This is a genomic window from Finegoldia sp. P2-F-LR (assembly GCF_052932265.1).
The window spans coordinates 19,107-35,113 of record NZ_JBRFJF010000001.1; the positions used below are offsets into that span (position 1 = coordinate 19,107).

16 protein-coding genes are annotated in these 16,007 nt (G+C 28.6%); 15 read left to right on the forward strand and 1 reads right to left on the reverse strand.

Annotation, left to right across the window (positions count from 1 at the left end):
* Window positions 1–6: 6 nt before the first annotated feature.
* From ACU68W_RS00115 to ACU68W_RS00185, 15 genes are all read left to right on the forward strand, one after another.
* On the forward strand, window positions 7–1,083 hold the full coding sequence (locus tag ACU68W_RS00115) for a metallophosphoesterase family protein (RefSeq protein ID WP_094223418.1): 1,077 nt from the start codon (window positions 7–9) through the stop codon (window positions 1,081–1,083).
* On the forward strand, window positions 1,080–3,332 hold the full coding sequence (locus ACU68W_RS00120) for an ATP-binding protein (RefSeq protein WP_094205622.1): 2,253 nt from the start codon (window positions 1,080–1,082) through the stop codon (window positions 3,330–3,332). Before ACU68W_RS00115 ends, ACU68W_RS00120 begins: the two co-directional genes overlap by 4 nt.
* 2 nt (window positions 3,333–3,334) lie before the next feature.
* A complete protein-coding gene (locus tag ACU68W_RS00125) occupies window positions 3,335–4,015 on the forward strand; it encodes a metallophosphoesterase (protein ID WP_094223419.1) in 681 nt (226 codons plus the stop codon).
* A 1-nt stretch (window position 4,016) separates the two neighbouring features.
* Entirely contained in the window at window positions 4,017–4,559 is a 543-nt protein-coding gene (locus ACU68W_RS00130) for a class IV adenylate cyclase (protein ID WP_094223420.1), read from the forward strand.
* Between the two features lie 19 nt (window positions 4,560–4,578).
* Window positions 4,579–6,645 (forward strand): type I DNA topoisomerase, encoded by a 2,067-nt coding sequence (topA, locus tag ACU68W_RS00135; protein WP_446755932.1) that lies wholly within the window; start codon window positions 4,579–4,581, stop codon window positions 6,643–6,645.
* Between the two features lie 115 nt (window positions 6,646–6,760).
* Entirely contained in the window at window positions 6,761–7,573 is an 813-nt protein-coding gene (gene rpsB, locus ACU68W_RS00140; protein ID WP_094208554.1) for a 30S ribosomal protein S2, read from the forward strand.
* A gap of 78 nt (window positions 7,574–7,651) precedes the next feature.
* Window positions 7,652–8,326, forward strand: coding sequence for a translation elongation factor Ts (gene tsf, locus ACU68W_RS00145; RefSeq protein ID WP_094208555.1), 675 nt, complete (start codon window positions 7,652–7,654; stop codon window positions 8,324–8,326).
* A 123-nt stretch (window positions 8,327–8,449) separates the two neighbouring features.
* The gene (gene pyrH / locus ACU68W_RS00150; RefSeq protein ID WP_094223422.1) at window positions 8,450–9,169 is read left to right on the forward strand and encodes a UMP kinase; all 720 of its coding nucleotides are present in this window, start codon (window positions 8,450–8,452) and stop codon (window positions 9,167–9,169) included.
* A complete protein-coding gene (frr, locus tag ACU68W_RS00155) occupies window positions 9,162–9,719 on the forward strand; it encodes a ribosome recycling factor (protein WP_094223423.1) in 558 nt (185 codons plus the stop codon). The genes pyrH and frr overlap by 8 nt, the downstream gene beginning before the upstream one ends.
* Before the next feature lie 233 nt (window positions 9,720–9,952).
* A complete protein-coding gene (locus ACU68W_RS00160; RefSeq protein WP_094223424.1) occupies window positions 9,953–11,728 on the forward strand; it encodes a C40 family peptidase in 1,776 nt (591 codons plus the stop codon).
* A gap of 99 nt (window positions 11,729–11,827) precedes the next feature.
* Window positions 11,828–12,466 (forward strand): helix-hairpin-helix domain-containing protein, encoded by a 639-nt coding sequence (locus ACU68W_RS00165; protein WP_094223425.1) that lies wholly within the window; start codon window positions 11,828–11,830, stop codon window positions 12,464–12,466.
* A gap of 11 nt (window positions 12,467–12,477) precedes the next feature.
* Window positions 12,478–13,542, forward strand: coding sequence for a selenide, water dikinase SelD (gene selD / locus ACU68W_RS00170; protein ID WP_094207097.1), 1,065 nt, complete (start codon window positions 12,478–12,480; stop codon window positions 13,540–13,542).
* 8 nt (window positions 13,543–13,550) lie between these two features.
* Entirely contained in the window at window positions 13,551–14,249 is a 699-nt protein-coding gene (locus tag ACU68W_RS00175; protein ID WP_446755933.1) for a response regulator transcription factor, read from the forward strand.
* A 41-nt stretch (window positions 14,250–14,290) separates the two neighbouring features.
* Window positions 14,291–14,875: a peptidylprolyl isomerase gene (locus ACU68W_RS00180; RefSeq protein ID WP_094223427.1), complete on the forward strand. Its 585-nt coding sequence runs from the start codon at window positions 14,291–14,293 to the stop codon at window positions 14,873–14,875.
* A 1-nt stretch (window position 14,876) separates the two neighbouring features.
* The gene (locus tag ACU68W_RS00185; protein WP_094223428.1) at window positions 14,877–15,509 is read left to right on the forward strand and encodes a thymidine kinase; all 633 of its coding nucleotides are present in this window, start codon (window positions 14,877–14,879) and stop codon (window positions 15,507–15,509) included.
* Between the two features lie 21 nt (window positions 15,510–15,530).
* On the opposite strand, the gene ACU68W_RS00190 is transcribed toward ACU68W_RS00185, so the two are convergent.
* Window positions 15,531–16,001 (reverse strand): S-ribosylhomocysteine lyase, encoded by a 471-nt coding sequence (locus ACU68W_RS00190; protein WP_094207100.1) that lies wholly within the window; start codon window positions 15,999–16,001, stop codon window positions 15,531–15,533.
* Between the last annotated feature and the right edge of the window lie 6 nt (window positions 16,002–16,007).

A 16,007-nucleotide genomic window follows, 5' to 3' on the forward strand; every position in this document is an offset into this window, starting at 1 on the left:
TATATTTTGAAGTTTATACATTCAGCTGATTTTCACTTAGGCATGAAATTTGAAAAATCTTCAATTCCACAATCTATGTCTAAAATAAGAAGGCAAAGAATTTGGACATCAGTTGAAAAATTAATCAAATATAGTATTGATGAAAATGTTGATTATATTTTTCTGTCTGGAGATTTGTATAATTTGGAAAATTTTAGCCTAAGTGATATGAATCGTTTAATGGATCTATTTTCTAGAACAAATTCACAAATTTGCATTATAGGTGGTAATCACGATCCTATTTATAATGATAATTTATGGGATATGGTAAATATTAGTGATAATTTGAATATTTTCAAAAAGGATACTCTTGAAAAAATAGAATTTGATGACACTGATGTTTATGGGATAAGTTACAATAAAAACAACTACGATTTTATAAACATTTTTGATGATTTAAAACTGGACAAGTTAAAAACTAATGTTTTGATGATTCATTCTGATTTATTAAATGATAACAATTGTTATATGTTTTTTGATCAAGATAAAGTAAATAATTTGGGTTTTGATTATGTGGCTTTAGGCCATATACATAAACCGACTATTTTTAATGATAAATTTGTGTATCCAGGTTCTATTGAACCATTGAGTTTTAAAGAAAAAGGTATGCACGGTGCTGTTATTGGAAGTATAGTTGATAATAGACTTGACATCGATTTTTTAGATTGTTCAGAATCAAACTTCAATGAACTTGACTATAATATATCAGATAAATTTAGTTATTACGATTTAGTGGGTTCATTGTCTAAATGTTTAGTTGAAGATAAGAAAAATTACATTAGAATTAATTTAAAGGGACAATTAGAAGAAGGGTTTGATCTAGATATAGATTCTTTACAAGAAAGTTTAAAAAAATATTGCGAATATGTAGAAATAATTGACAACACAGAATCTAATATAAATTTGGATAAAATTTATGAATTTAACAGAAATAATGTGTTGGGTTATTTTATTGAGGAAACAAAAAACTTGGATAAAGAAGATCCTGTGGTTAAAAGAGCAATTAATTTAGGAATTAAGTCCTTAATGGAGAATAATTTATGAAAATTATTAGATTAGATTTGATATCATTTGGCAGATTTAATAATTACACAATAGAATTTGGAGACAAATTTAATCTAATTTATGGGTTAAATGAGTCAGGGAAGACCACTATATCCAAATTTATAGAAGGTGTATTTTATGGATTTATTAAACCTTATTTAAAGAGAACTGTATATACTGAAGACTACGAAAAATATCGCCCTTGGAATAGCGAAAACTATGAGGGTAGTATTTTAGTAGAGAAAGATAACAAGAGATATGTGATTTATCGTAATTTCAAAGAAAAATATTTTAATATTTTCAATGAAACTACTGGTAATAACGAAACTGATCTAGATGGTTTTAATCAAGATAATTTATCATTTCCTGGTGAATACTTTTTTAAAATGCCTTTAGATATCTTCAAATCAACTGTTTTTTCTAATTTAAAAGAATTAGATGCAAAAGATAAGAATGTAAGTTCTATTGTTGATATGCTATTGAATTCATCAGATAACAATAATGATTCTGTTTCATTTAAAAAAGCTCTAGATAATCTGGAAAAGATGAAATCAAATATTGGGACTAAACAATCTAAAACTAAACCTTTAGGGGGTTTATATCAGAAAAAATTTGACTTAGAAGATGATATCAAAAATATTAATAAAGACAAAAAAGAATATGAAGATAGTTTAAATAAGTTAAATGAGTACAAGCTTAGACATGAAACGTTGCTTTTAAACAAAGAAAAATTAGTTAATTTGCACAAGAAGAACGATATAGAAAAAATAGAAGACGCAAAAAACTATAAAATGCAGATTTTAAAAGAAAAAGCAAGTTTATTAGACAGAGTATCAAAGATTAAATACATCAATGACATTGACGAGGATGATGTCAATAGTTTGGAATATCAAAATAAATTATTAAACGACAATAGAATTACATTTAATGAGTTATCGAAGCAAAAGAAATTATTAAGTAAGGATTACTACCAATTAAAAGCAAAACTTAGTAATTATGAAACTATAAGAGAATATATTGATGAAATTAATAATTTAATTGAAAAATTAAATGGAATTTCTAAATTAAAAATAAAATTAGCTATTATTGGAGTTATAGTTACATTAATTATTGCCGGAATGATTTATATGATGGGGTATACAAAAGAAATAGTAATTGCTCCTGTATTATTTGTACTGTATTATATTTTAGTTATTATATCGAACAAATTTCAGAGATTATCATACAATCGTCAATTAAATAAGATTGTGAAAAAGATTAGTCAAATTACTAATATGAGTTATAAAAATTACAATGAAGTAATTAATGACTTTAGATATGACTCAAATATGGATAAAAGCATTGATTATTTGGGCAAACTTGAGGGACAAATTCAAGATATTGATTCAAAATTGGATTCAATTATAAACGAAGATGAAAGTTCTAAGTCTAAGATTAACAATATTCTATCTTCATCAAGAAATTTGAAGAACATAGATGTTGAAGATTATAGAAGAAAAAAAATAGAGTATAACCAATTGATGGATAGAATTTCTGATAAAGATGATCAACTTCAAAAGATATCATCTGAATATGATTTTAGTATTTTATTAGAAAATATTAATTCAGATTCAATAAAACTTGAGGATAATGATATAAAAGATATCAACTTACTTAATAAAGAAATTGACGAATCTATTGAAAAAAACGCGAAATTATTTGAAAGAACTAAAATACTTGAAAAATCTGTAAATCTTCTATTGGAAAAAGAAGAAAGATTAGCAGATATCAATGAGAATATTCAAAGGTACGAAAATGAAATTACATCTATAGAATTAGCTATGGGTTTGATCAATAAAAGTATAAATAAATTACACAAAAATTTTATCCCTAGAATTAACAAGAAAGTTTCAGAAATGATGGCTTATTCAACTAAAGATAAAGATAAATTTAGGGTTGATGAGAATTTAGATGTCAGTATTTATGATGGAGTAAAATTTTATGAACAAAAACATTTAAGTTCTGGAACATTTGACTTGCTTTCTGTTTTTATTAGAATAAGTGTTCTTGAAGAATTAATGGGTCTGGATTATTTGATGATACTAGATGATTGTTTTGTCCAATTAGATGATGTAAGATATAAGAAATGTCTAGATTTGTTATTTAAAATTTCAAATAATAATCAAATAATACTTTTTTCTTGTCAAAACAGAGATGAGCAATTGTTAAATGAACTAGACATAATATATAAGAAAATTGAGTTAAAGTAATTATGATATATGCGATAGGTGATTTACATCTGGATTATACAAAAGAAAAATCGATGGATGTGTTCGGTGATAATTGGGATAATTATGAAGAAAAGATATTTCATAATCTAGAAAAATTGGATGATGAAGACATTATACTTATACCAGGAGATATTTCCTGGGCAATGCAACTAGATGATGCTTTTGTAGATTTGAAAAGAATTGATAAGAGTCCAGGTAGAAAGATTCTAACTAGAGGTAACCATGATTATTGGTGGTCTGGTATAAGTAAACTAAGAAAATTAGAATTAGAATCTATTAATTTTATTCAAAATGATTCACTAGATTTAGGAGATATCAATATATGTGGATCACGTGGATGGCTTGATCCAACTAGCAAAGAAGCTACAGAGAAAGATGTAAAAATTTTTCAAAGAGAAATTTTAAGAGTTAATATGAGTTTGGAAAGCGTCCGAAATAACAATGATATTATTATGATGCTTCATTATCCACCTTTTGATATCAATAAACAACCTAATGCGTTGTTTAATTGTTTGAAAAAATATAATGTTACGGATTTAATATATGGACATTTACATGGATATGGACATCAAAATGTCGTAGAAGGAACAATAGACGGAATACATGTGCATTGTGTGTCTTCGGATTATATCGATTTTAAAGTTAAGAAAATTAGGGAATAATATGGAAAAAGAATTAGAATGTAAGGTATTTACTGATGATTTTAATGGTTTGATGGATAAAGCTATTGAAATGGGAGCTAAAATGATTGCTCATGAAATTCAAGAAAATATTTTAATTGAATCTAATAATTTTGATTTAATTGATAGTAGTGATTATCTTAGAATAAGAATTTCAAAGGATATTTTTAATAATGAAAACAAGAAATTTCTTACTTACAAGAAGAGAGTTAATGATACAAACGTTAGACATTATGATGAATATACTATAGAGTTTGATAGCGAAGAAAACTTGAAACAAATATTAAAATTTGTTAAATTAGATAAGCAATCTTCATCAAAAAAAGAAAGAAAATCTTTTGAGTTTATGGATGCAAGACTAGATTTTGATTGTTGGGATGAAGATTTTTATCCATATCCATATTTGGAAATCGAAGTTAAGAATGAAGAACATTTAAATGAGATAATGAATAAATTAGGAATAAATGAGGATCAAATTTCAACTGAGTCTATAAGTGAACTAAGATCTAAATTACAAGAAAGTTAACAGAAAGGATCGACTTTTAATGGCAAATAAAAAGCTAGTGGTAGTAGAATCTCCAACTAAAGCAAAAACGATTCAAAAAATGTTAGGGTCAGGATATAAAGTTGTAGCTACAATAGGTCATTTGAGAGATTTACCGAAGAGCAAATTAGGAATTGATATAGACAATGATTTTGAACCGCAATATATTAATGTGCGTGGTAAAGCCAGTGTAATCAATTCTTTAAAAAAAGATTACAAAAATTCTCAAAAAATATTCTTGGCAACCGACCCTGATAGGGAAGGAGAAGCTATTTCTTGGCATTTGTGCTATTTGTTAGGTATAAATCCAAAGGAAGAAAATAGAGTAAAATTCCAAGAGATAACTAAAGACTCTGTAAAAGTGGCAATAAAAAAACCTGAAGCTATCGATTTAAAATTGGTAGATGCTCAACAAGCAAGAAGAGTTTTAGATCGTATAGTAGGTTATAGCATTTCTCCGTTATTATGGAAGAAAGTTAAATCTGGCCTAAGTGCTGGTAGAGTACAGTCTGTAGCCTTAAGATTAATTTGTGAAAGAGAAAAAGAGATCAGAGAGTTTGAACCAGAAGAATACTGGTCTATTCATGCAAATTTATCCAAAGAAAAATTGGAATTTGATTCTGAGCTATATTATTCAAAAAACGATAAATCTAATAAAATCAATATAAAAGACAAGGATGAAGCGGATAAAATTTTAAATGATTTGTCAGATAATTTTGTTGTAGATTCTATAAAACAACAAAAAAAATCTAGGAAACCTTATGCTCCTTTTACTACTTCTACACTTCAACAAGAATCCTATAAAAAGTTGTATTTTCAAACTTCTAAAACTATGAGAATAGCTCAACGGTTGTATGAAGGAATTAGTTTGGGTAGCGAAGGTTCAGTAGGTTTGATTACTTATATGAGAACAGATTCAACAAGAATTTCTCATGTTTGCGTGAGTGATTGCATAGATATTATTAATGATCTCTATGGAAAACAATATGCCACTGAAGGATACGATTATTCTAAAAAGAAAAAAGGATCACAAGATGCTCACGAAGGTATTAGGCCGTCATCAGTAAAAAGAAGACCGAATGAAATTAAAAAATATTTGACAGATGATCAATACAAATTATATAAATTGATTTGGGAAAGAACTGTTGCTAGTCAGATGAAAGATGCAAGATATTTATCTACATCAATAGATTTTGATAACAATGGTTATACTTTTAGATCTAATGGTAACGTGGTGATTTTTGATGGTTTTACAAGAGTATATTCTTTAAATACTAAAGATAGCGAATTGCCTGAATTAAAGGAAAAAGAATCTATAGCTTCAAAAGAAATAGAATCTAAACAACATTTTACTAAACCAAAACCTAGATACACAGAAGCAAGCCTTGTAAAAACACTTGAAGAAGATGGCATTGGTAGGCCAAGTACTTATGCATCGATTATAAGCAGTATTTTGTCTAGAAATTATGTTGAATTAAAAGAGAAAAAATTTTATACAACAGAAATCGGAGAAAAAGTTTGTGAATTTGTAGTTAAATATTTTGATTCAATTATTAATGAAAAATTCACTGCTGAAATGGAGAATGAATTAGATAATATTGCTGAAAACGACGTTGAATGGAAAAAAGTAATTAGAGATTTTTATGATGGATTTAATGAAGATTTAATCAATGCAAAAAATGCACAAGATAAGTTTAAAGTTAAAGACGAACCAATTGGACGTAAATGCCCTGAATGTGGAAATGATTTGGTAATAAAACACGGAAGAAATGGAAAGTTTATTGGCTGCAGTGCTTTTCCTGATTGCAAATATACTGAAACTATTGTAAAAGATACTAAAGTAAAATGCCCAAAATGTGGTCACAGAATAATAGAAAAAGTTTCTAAAAGAGGTAAAGTTTTTTATGGATGTGAAAATTATCCAAATTGCGACTTCGCTTTATGGGATAAGCCTACAGGTGAAAAATGTCCTGAATGTGGTAGTTTACTAGTTCATAGAAAAAATAGGCATGGAGAATCCATTCTTTGTTCTAATGAAAAATGTGATTATAAAAAGCTTGAAAAATAAAAACATATATGATATACTTTGAAAGTAAAACACACAGTCGATGATACAGATGCAGTTGCTTAATTGTCGCATTTGTAGATGAGTCGTCTGGAGGAAAAAAACGGAGGTAGAAAAAATGTCAGTAGTATCAATGAAATCATTGTTAGAAGCTGGGGTTCACTTTGGACATCAAACAAGAAGATGGAACCCAAAAATGTCAAAATTTATATTTACAGAAAGAAATGGAATCTATATTATAGATCTTCAAAAAACTGTAAAACAAATTGATGATGCTTACAATTATGTAAGAGACATCGTTGCAGATGGTGGAGAAGTTCTTTTCGTAGGAACAAAAAAACAAGCTCAAGAAGCAATCGAAACAGAAGCTAAAAGATGTGGACAACATTATGTAAGCCAAAGATGGTTAGGTGGTATGTTAACAAACTACAAAACTATCAAAACAAGAATTAATAGACTTCACAAATTATATGAAATGGAAGAAGATGGAACTTTCGATCTTTTACCTAAAAAAGAAGTTAGCCAATTAGAAAGAGAAAGAGAAAAACTAGAAAAAAACCTTGGTGGTATTAGAAAAATGACAAAAATGCCAAGTGTACTTTTTGTAGTTGATCCTAAAAAAGAATACATTGCTGTTCACGAAGCAAAAATATTAGGAATACCAGTTGTAGGTATCGTAGATACTAACTGTGATCCAGATGAATTGGATATTGCTATTCCTGGTAACGATGATGCAATTAGAGCGGTTAAGCTTTTAACTTCTACAATTGCTGATGCTGTTATTGAAGCAAATCAAGGTCGTGAAGATTCAGAAGAAGTTTATTCTGAAACTGAAAATGATACAGAAGAATCTGAAAACGAAGAATCAGTATCAGAAGAAGATTTAAAAGAATTTGTTGAAAATTCTGAAGAACAATCAGACGAAGAATAATAAAAAATAAGCGACGGTTAAACTTAAAATTGAATAATTGTTTGACAGTCGCTTTTTAATTCAATTGGAGGTAATAAAATGGCACAAATTACTGCTAGTATGGTAAAAGAATTAAGAGAAAAAACTGGCGCAGGAATGATGGACTGTAAGAAAGTCCTAACTGAAGCAGATGGAAATATTGAAAAAGCAATTGACCTTTTGAGAGAAAAAGGACTTGCTGGAGCAGAAAAAAAAGCTGGAAGATTAGCATCTGAAGGTATTGTTGAAACTTATATTCACGGTGGAAAAATTGCTGCTATTGTTGAAATCAATAGTGAAACAGATTTCGTTGCAAAAAATGAAGAATTTAAGAATTTCGCAAAAGATATAGCAATGCAAGTTGTAGCATCAAATCCAAAATACGTAAGTCGTGATGAAGTACCATCAGAAGAAGTAGAAAAAGAAAAAGAAGTATTAGTTCATCAAGCTATGAACGAAAACGACGGAAAAAATATTCCTGAAGATAAAGCAAAAATGATTGCTGAAAAGAAAGTTGAAGGAAGAATAAATAAATTCTACTCACAAATTTGTCTATTAGAACAACCATTCATTAAAGATCCTAATAAATCTGTAGAAGAATTATTAACAGATTTAATTGCAAAAATAGGTGAAAACATTAAAATTCGTAGATTTGCTAGATTTGAAGTTGGCGAAGGTTTAGAAAAGAAAAACGAAGATTTTGCTGAAGAAGTAAAAAAACAAATGGGTCAATAAAAATTATTGCTGCAATTTCTATATTGCAGCTTTTTTTTATTTTACATAGTATCATATTGATTTTAAAATGTTAATTTGGTATGATTAATTAAAGAAAACCTTATTATTAATTAGGAGGAAATTTTGAGTTTAAAATATAAAAGAGTTCTACTAAAATTAAGCGGTGAAGCTTTAAGTGGAGACCAAGGACACGGATTAGATGATGATATTATAGAAAATATTTGCGATGCTATAAAAGCTGTCCACGAAGAAGGATTAGAAATTGCTATTGTTGTTGGTGGTGGAAATTTTTGGAGAGGAAGATCATCTAAAATTGACAGAGCTACATCGGACTCAATGGGAATGTTAGGAACGACAATAAATGCTTTGAGATTGCAAGCATCTTTGGAAGCAAAAGGTATTCAAACAAGAGTACAAACAGCAATAGATATGAAACAAGTTGCAGAACCTTATATTAGAAGGAGAGCGATAAGACATATTGAAAAAGGTAGAATTGTAATTTTTGCTGCAGGAACAGGATTACCATATTTTTCTACAGATACAACAGCTGCATTAAGAGCAGTAGAAATTAACGCTGATGTTATTTTAGCAGGTAAAAGAGGAACAGATGGTATATACGATTCTGATCCTAATAAAAATAAAAATGCAATCAAATACGATAAACTTACTTATATTGATATTTTAAACAAAGGCTTAGGAATAATGGACGCAACAGCCACATCACTTTGCATGGAAAATAATATGGGATTAGTAGTTTTTGGTATAGATGATCCTAAAAATATAATTAGAGTATCTCATGGAGAAAATATTGGAACAATTGTTGAGGGGGATAAAAATGAGTAAACAAATTTTAAAAGATATGGAAACAAAAGCTGAGAAAACATTGCATGCTTTAAGGGAAGAACTAAAAACAGTAAGAGCTGGTCGTGCGAATCCTAGCGTATTAGATAATATTATGATAGATTATTATGGAACTTCAACACCTTTAAAACAAGTTGCTACGATTTCCGCTCCAGAAGCTAGATTGCTTACAATTCAGCCATGGGATAAATCAATAATGAAAGAAATTGAAAAACAAATTCAAGCATCTAATTTGGGAATCACTCCTTCCAATGATGGGAATATTATAAGATTACCATTTCCGCAATTAACTGAAGACAGAAGAAAAGAATTGACAAAAGTTGTTAAAGAATATGGCGAAAAATCTAAAGTCACTATAAGATCTGTAAGAAGAGATTTTGTTGACGATGCAAAAAAAATGGAAAAAAATGCTGAAATATCTGAAGATGAATTGCACGTATTATTAGATGATATTCAATCATTAACAGATAAGTTAACAAAAGAAATTGACAATATTGTTTCTGATAAAGAAACTGAACTAATGGAAATCTAAAAATTAATATTAAATTAAAAATCTATTCATCATGTTATGAATAGATTTTTTTATTTTAATAAAATTTTTGTTTTTAATTAACTTATATAAAAGTGGAGAAATCAGTAATTATGACAAAAATGTTACAATTATTACTTTTTTGAAACTTATTTGTAACTTTTTTGTTGAATTTACTTGACATATTTTTTTAATTCTTTTAATATTATCTTAGGATGTATTAGGAGGAAGTTAATATGAACAAAAAAGGACTTGGCTTATCTATCGGATTAGCTTCAGTCATAGCTGTAGGAACTTTTGTATCGCCTTATTTAAGTTCCACAACTTTAATAGGAGACAATAATGTTGAATCTAATAAATTAAATGATTCTAAATATTCAGTTGCAATAAAAAGCAATGATGTATTGACTCCAAATGCTGAAAAAGAAGAAAAAGAGAAAGCTCTTAAAGAAATAAGAAATTCACAAGTAAGAAACGTATTAAATGATTCCACAAAAACTATATCTAATAAACAAGCTGAGAAAGTTAAAGAAGAAATTAATTCGGATGTAAAACAAGTTAGAAATAATAAACAAGAATTAAAGACTTCTGCTGAAAATAACGTTTCTACATACAAACAAAATAGTGAAAAAGTAGATACAAAAAAAGATGAAGCTAAAAAAGTGGAATTATCTACTGCAAATGTTGGGAAAATTTCAGAAGGTAATGAGAATTCAAAATCTAGCTTAAAAAAAGAAAAATCTGAAGTTGCCTCATTGACTCTTTCAAGAAATTCTGAAAATGAAGAAGAAAAGATTTATTCAAATATAACAAAATCTACGACAGGTGATTTATTTGTAAGAGAAAAGGCGGATAAAGAATCTGAAGCAATAGGTGTTTTACCAAAAGATACTAAAGTTGTTGTTAAAGATGATGGCAATAAATCATGGGCAAAAATAAGCTATAAAAACAAAGAAGCATACGTAAGTAAAGACTTCTTGACCAATGAAAAATCAAATAAAAAGGTAGTTTCTGAAGCTAAAAAACAAGTTTCAAAAAATAATCCTGAAGTTAAGAAAGTAAAATCTGAAGTAAAATCTAAATCTACTGAAAAGTCAGTAGATATGTGGGTAAAATCTCCAGTTTATCTAAGAAGTGAAAAATCAATCAGCTCTAATAAACTAGGTGTATTAGAGAAAAACACTAAAGTACAAGGTGTAGTTGAAGATGGATGGTTCAAAACTTCTGTAAATGGAAATAATGGTTTTATTAGTATAAAATACTTGCAAAACACTAAAATTGAAGAAAAGAAAAATGATGAACTTCAAGTTTCAGAAGTTAAAAACAAAGAACAAGTAAAGAAATCAAATTCTACAAAATTTGAAGGAGCTAACTATACTGGATATGTAAAGGAAGCTGTAAATGTTAGAGATAAAGACAGCATGGATTCTAACGTAGTTTCTGTATTAGAAAAAGGTACTAAAGTTAGTGGTATCAAAGGAAAATATTGGTTAAAACTTTCTGAGGGAAAATATATTTCTGTAAATTATATTCAAGACAATAAAGTTGAATCAAACCAAAAAATAGATACTGAAGTAAAGGATTCTTACAAAAAAGAATCTAACTCTAAGGTTGTAAGATCCAATGAAGGCGGTTCTGGAAGTGCTGTAGCTCAAGCTGCTTATAATTATTTAGGAGAAAAATATGTTTGGGGTTCTGCACAACCAGGAGTAGGATTTGATTGCTCTGGATTAACTAGTTATTTATATAATAAAGTTTGCGGTATTTCTCTTTATAGAAATTCAGCTGCACAATCAAATAATGGATATCCTGTAAGTAAAAGTAATTTGAAACAAGGAGATTTGTTATTCTTTAGTACAAATGGCTCAGGTAGTATTTCTCACGTAGGGATTTATGTTGGTAATGGAAAAATGATTCATGCATCAACACCTTCAACTGGTGTAATTATTTCAGATATTGACTCAAACTATTACTCAAATACATTTGTAACAGCAAGAAGAATTTTAAACTAAAATCATAAGCTATTGGTATTTAATACCGGTAGCTTTTTTTATTGGACGAATTGCTTGTGCATATGATATTATAGTGTATATAGATATAAGAGGCGCGTTATGAATTTTAATTTTTCTAAAGATAAAATTTTAATTGGTATAGCAATAATTGTTTTAGTTGGTTTTGGTTATTATAAATCTAATTCAGATAATTTGAATAACAATCAAATTCAAACGCTAGTTGATACAAAATCAACAGAGAGCATAAATGAGAAATCTGAAAATAATACACAAAACAGAGAAGATAATTCCACGACTATGTGTCAAATAGATGGTTGTGTAAACAAGCCTGGTGTCTATTCTTTTAAAAAAGATGATAGAATTAAAGATATTGTGGAATTAGCAGGCGGATTTACACAAGATGCTGATATTAAGAGTGTAAATTTGGCAATGAAGCTAAAAGATGAGATGAAAGTTTATATCCCATCAAAAACAGAAACTTCAAAAGCACAAAACAATGACATAGAAAGCTCAGATATAGTTACAATAAAAGATAATAATTCAAATAGTCTTGTAAATATTAATACTGCTGATAGCAATAAATTGCAAACATTACCAGGTATTGGACCTTCTAAAGCTAAAAAAATAATAGAATTTAGAGAGAAAAATCAATTTAAAAAAATTGAAGAAATAAAAAATGTAGATGGAATAGGCGATAAAACTTTTGAATCATTAAAAAGTTTAATAACTATAGATTAAAGGAGATAAAAATGTTAGACAAAAAGTACAAAACAATTAAACCAGAAGATGTTAAATTAACTGAGTTTACTCAAACAGCTGGATGCGCAGCAAAGATTGGACCTGGTAAATTAGCTGAAGTATTAAGTCATCTTGAAAAAGTAAATGACGATAATTTAGTAGTAGGATTAGATACAAGCGATGATTGTGCTGTATACAAAGTAAGAGATGATTTATGTTTAATTCAATCTCTAGACTTCTTTACGCCGGTTGTTAATGACCCATATACATTTGGTCAAGTAGCTGCGGCAAACTCTTTAAGTGATTTATATGCTATGGGTTCAGATCCATTGTTAGCTTTAAATATTGTTTGTTTTTCAGATTGTATGAATCAAGATATTTTAGTTGAAATCTTAAAAGGCGGCGCTGACAAAGCTAAAGAAGCAGGATGTCTATTAGTTGGTGGTCATACTATACAAGATGATGAACCTAAATATGGGTTGTCTGTGACTGGAATCAATCATCCAGATAAAGTATGGGCCAACTCTACAGCTAAAGTTGGAGACGTGGTTGTATTAACTAAAAAATTAGGTGTAGGAATTGTAAACACTGCTATAAAAGGTGGAATGGATAATCAAAAATTATTTGATGAAGTTATCAAATCTATGTCTACTTTGAATAAATACGCTAAGGAAGCCTGCGATGGACTAGAAGTTCATGCTGCTACTGATGTAACAGGATTTGGTTTGTGCGGCCATGCACTTGAAATGGCTAAGGGATCTGATTTAACAATAGAAATCGACTCACAAAACTTACCTATTTTTGAAGGAGTAGAAGAGTTTGTTAACTTAGGATTAGTTCCAAAAGGAGCTTATGACAACAGAAACTTTATCAGAAATGATGTAAAAATCAGCAAAAATGTTAGTAGCTTTGTAGATGATTTGGTCTTTGATCCTCAAACATCAGGCGGATTATTAATTGCATTATCTAAGGAAGATGCTGATAAACTTGTAGAAAAATTACATGAATCAGGCCAAGTTGGAAGTATAATAGGAAGAGTAAAGGAAAAAACAGATCACTTTATTGAAGTAATCTAATTAAACTTATGAAACTTAGAATTCTATTAGTTTTTCCATGTAATGTGTATAAAGATGAGATCATTTTGAATTTCTCTAATGATGAAAATTATGAAGTTTCAGAATGTTCTACAATTGAAGATGCACTTGAAAAACTAAAAAAAGGTTACTATGATTTTTTGCTTAGTGATATGAATTTTTCGGATGGTACAGGCTTAGACTTCAAAAAAGAAATTAGCAAATTATATTCTATTCCGACAATTTTTGTTAGTGACGAATCAGATGATATGAAAAAAATCTTAGCGTTGGAATATGGCGCAGATGATTATGTAGTTTACCCATTTAATATGCTTGAGTTAAAAGCAAGAATTAGAGCAGTTCTCAGAAGAACGAAATCAGATTTAGTAAATGACAATAATAAAACAAGCATAATACAAATCGGTGAATTTGAATTTAATTTAATATCAAGAACTGTAAAAAGATATGGTCAATATATAGAATTAACAGGAAGAGAATTTGAATTGCTATATGCACTTGTTTCTAATAAAGATAAGGTTCTTTCAAGAAAGGAATTGGCTGCGAAATTATGGGAAGATGCACAGTCTCATATCAGGACTGTTGATGTTCACATTAAAAGATTGAGAGAAAAAATCAAAGATAACGAATCATTAATAATTAGAACAAAATGGGGAGAAGGATATTACTTCTCATCAAATACAAAAGTTTAAACTGCTTTTTAAAAAGCAGTTTAATTATTTATGGAGGGAATATGTATCAAACTGATATACCTAAAAAAGATCAATTAATTGCAAATATAATTACAAACATGGGAGAAATAAAAATTTGTTTGTTTGAAAATGATGCTCCAAATTGTGTAGAAAATTTTGTAACTCATGCACAAGAAGGATATTATGATGGAACTATTTTTCATAGAGTTATTAAAGATTTTATGATTCAAGGAGGAGATCCACAAGGAACAGGCTATGGCGGAGAAAGTATTTGGAAAAAGTCTTTTGAAGATGAATTTTCGGATAATTTGAAAAATATAAGAGGAGCATTATCTATGGCTAATTCTGGACCGAACACTAATGGATCTCAATTTTCCATAGTTCAAAATACTTCAATTAGAAAAGATTATATTAAATATCTTGATGAATGTGTTTTGAACGAAGAACAAAAAGAATACTATAAAAATAATGGGGGATGTTTTTGGTTAGATGGAAAACATTCTGTATTCGGTCAAGTTTATAGTGGAATGGATATTGTAGACAAAATTGCTAACGTAGATACTGACTTTTCAGATAAACCGTTGGATGATATTATTATTCAATCAATAGAGATTTCAAGGAATTAGTATGCATCAATATAGAGGCAAATTAATAGTGCATACTGGATCTATGTTTTCTGGAAAAACATCTAGTTTATGGAAAGAAGTGAATAGGTTTAAAATTGCTAAGTACAATGTAGTTGTGTTTAAACCAAAGATGGATTCCAGATATTCTAAGGAAAAAGTAGTAACACATGATAAAAACGAAATAGAAGCAATAAATGTTGACAATATTGACGATATAGTTGAATATACCAAAACTCATGATGTAAATGTCATCGCTATAGATGAAGTGCAATTTATTAATTCAAAAGCAGATCATTTTGTAAGACAGATAAATTATCTTTTGGAGAAAGGATTCACAATTATTGTTGCTGGACTTGACATGGACTATAAAGCCAAGCCATTTCAACTTGTTAAGGAATTATTGCCTATTTGTGATTACGTCGAAAAACACCACGCTGTGTGTGCTGTGTGTGGAAATGATGCATGGGTAAGTTATCGTATATCAGATGATAAAAACAGAATACAGTTGGGGGCTAGTGAAGCATATATGCCATTATGTAGAAAACACTATATTGAAAAAATGAATGAAAAGAAGCTAACAGAACTACAAACAACATATTTAGATAAAGATCAAAAAAATAAAAACACAATTTAGTATAACTAAATTGTGTTTTTTCTATTCTGGGTAGATTAAATTTTCTGTTTTAATAGAATTTAAAACCTTCAAGTACTTATCAGAATAGAATTTTGCCATATTTAAATTCATATCTGAATAGTTGCCACAGTCCTTTGCTGATTGACCAGGTATATCGCCTTCGTAATTAGATATGAATTCAAAGAGTTCTTTAACTAAATCTACGATATCTTCAGATTTTTTATCTCCGACCAAGATTAGATAAAAGCCTGTTCTACAACCCATAGGACCAAAATAAATAACTTCATTTTCAAGTTTATTTCTTAAAAATGTAGCTGCTAAATGTTCTATTGCGTGAACTTCTGCTGTGTTCATAACAGGTTCTCTGTTAGGCGCAGTTATTCTTAAATCAAAAGTAGTTAATACTTCATTATTTAAGTAATCTTTTCTTGATACATAAATTCCTGGTAATAATTTTAAGTGATTAATTTTAAAACTTTCTATTTTATTCATATTTCC

Bases quoted from the DNA above. Each gene is read 5' to 3' on its own strand.
- rpsB (WP_094208554.1), top strand. From the start codon at position 6,761: ATGTCAGTAGTATCAATGAAATCATTGTTAGAAGCTGGGGTTCACTTT.
- ACU68W_RS00185 (WP_094223428.1), top strand. From the start codon at position 14,877: ATGCATCAATATAGAGGCAAATTAATAGTGCATACTGGATCTATGTTT.
- ACU68W_RS00175 (WP_446755933.1), top strand. From the start codon at position 13,551: ATGAAACTTAGAATTCTATTAGTTTTTCCATGTAATGTGTATAAAGAT.
- ACU68W_RS00190 (WP_094207100.1), bottom strand. From the start codon at position 16,001: ATGAATAAAATAGAAAGTTTTAAAATTAATCACTTAAAATTATTACCA.
- tsf (WP_094208555.1), top strand. From the start codon at position 7,652: ATGGCACAAATTACTGCTAGTATGGTAAAAGAATTAAGAGAAAAAACT.
- ACU68W_RS00125 (WP_094223419.1), top strand. From the start codon at position 3,335: ATGATATATGCGATAGGTGATTTACATCTGGATTATACAAAAGAAAAA.
- ACU68W_RS00165 (WP_094223425.1), top strand. From the start codon at position 11,828: ATGAATTTTAATTTTTCTAAAGATAAAATTTTAATTGGTATAGCAATA.
- ACU68W_RS00160 (WP_094223424.1), top strand. From the start codon at position 9,953: ATGAACAAAAAAGGACTTGGCTTATCTATCGGATTAGCTTCAGTCATA.
- topA (WP_446755932.1), top strand. From the start codon at position 4,579: ATGGCAAATAAAAAGCTAGTGGTAGTAGAATCTCCAACTAAAGCAAAA.
- ACU68W_RS00130 (WP_094223420.1), top strand. From the start codon at position 4,017: ATGGAAAAAGAATTAGAATGTAAGGTATTTACTGATGATTTTAATGGT.
- selD (WP_094207097.1), top strand. From the start codon at position 12,478: ATGTTAGACAAAAAGTACAAAACAATTAAACCAGAAGATGTTAAATTA.
- frr (WP_094223423.1), top strand. From the start codon at position 9,162: ATGAGTAAACAAATTTTAAAAGATATGGAAACAAAAGCTGAGAAAACA.
- ACU68W_RS00180 (WP_094223427.1), top strand. From the start codon at position 14,291: ATGTATCAAACTGATATACCTAAAAAAGATCAATTAATTGCAAATATA.
- ACU68W_RS00120 (WP_094205622.1), top strand. From the start codon at position 1,080: ATGAAAATTATTAGATTAGATTTGATATCATTTGGCAGATTTAATAAT.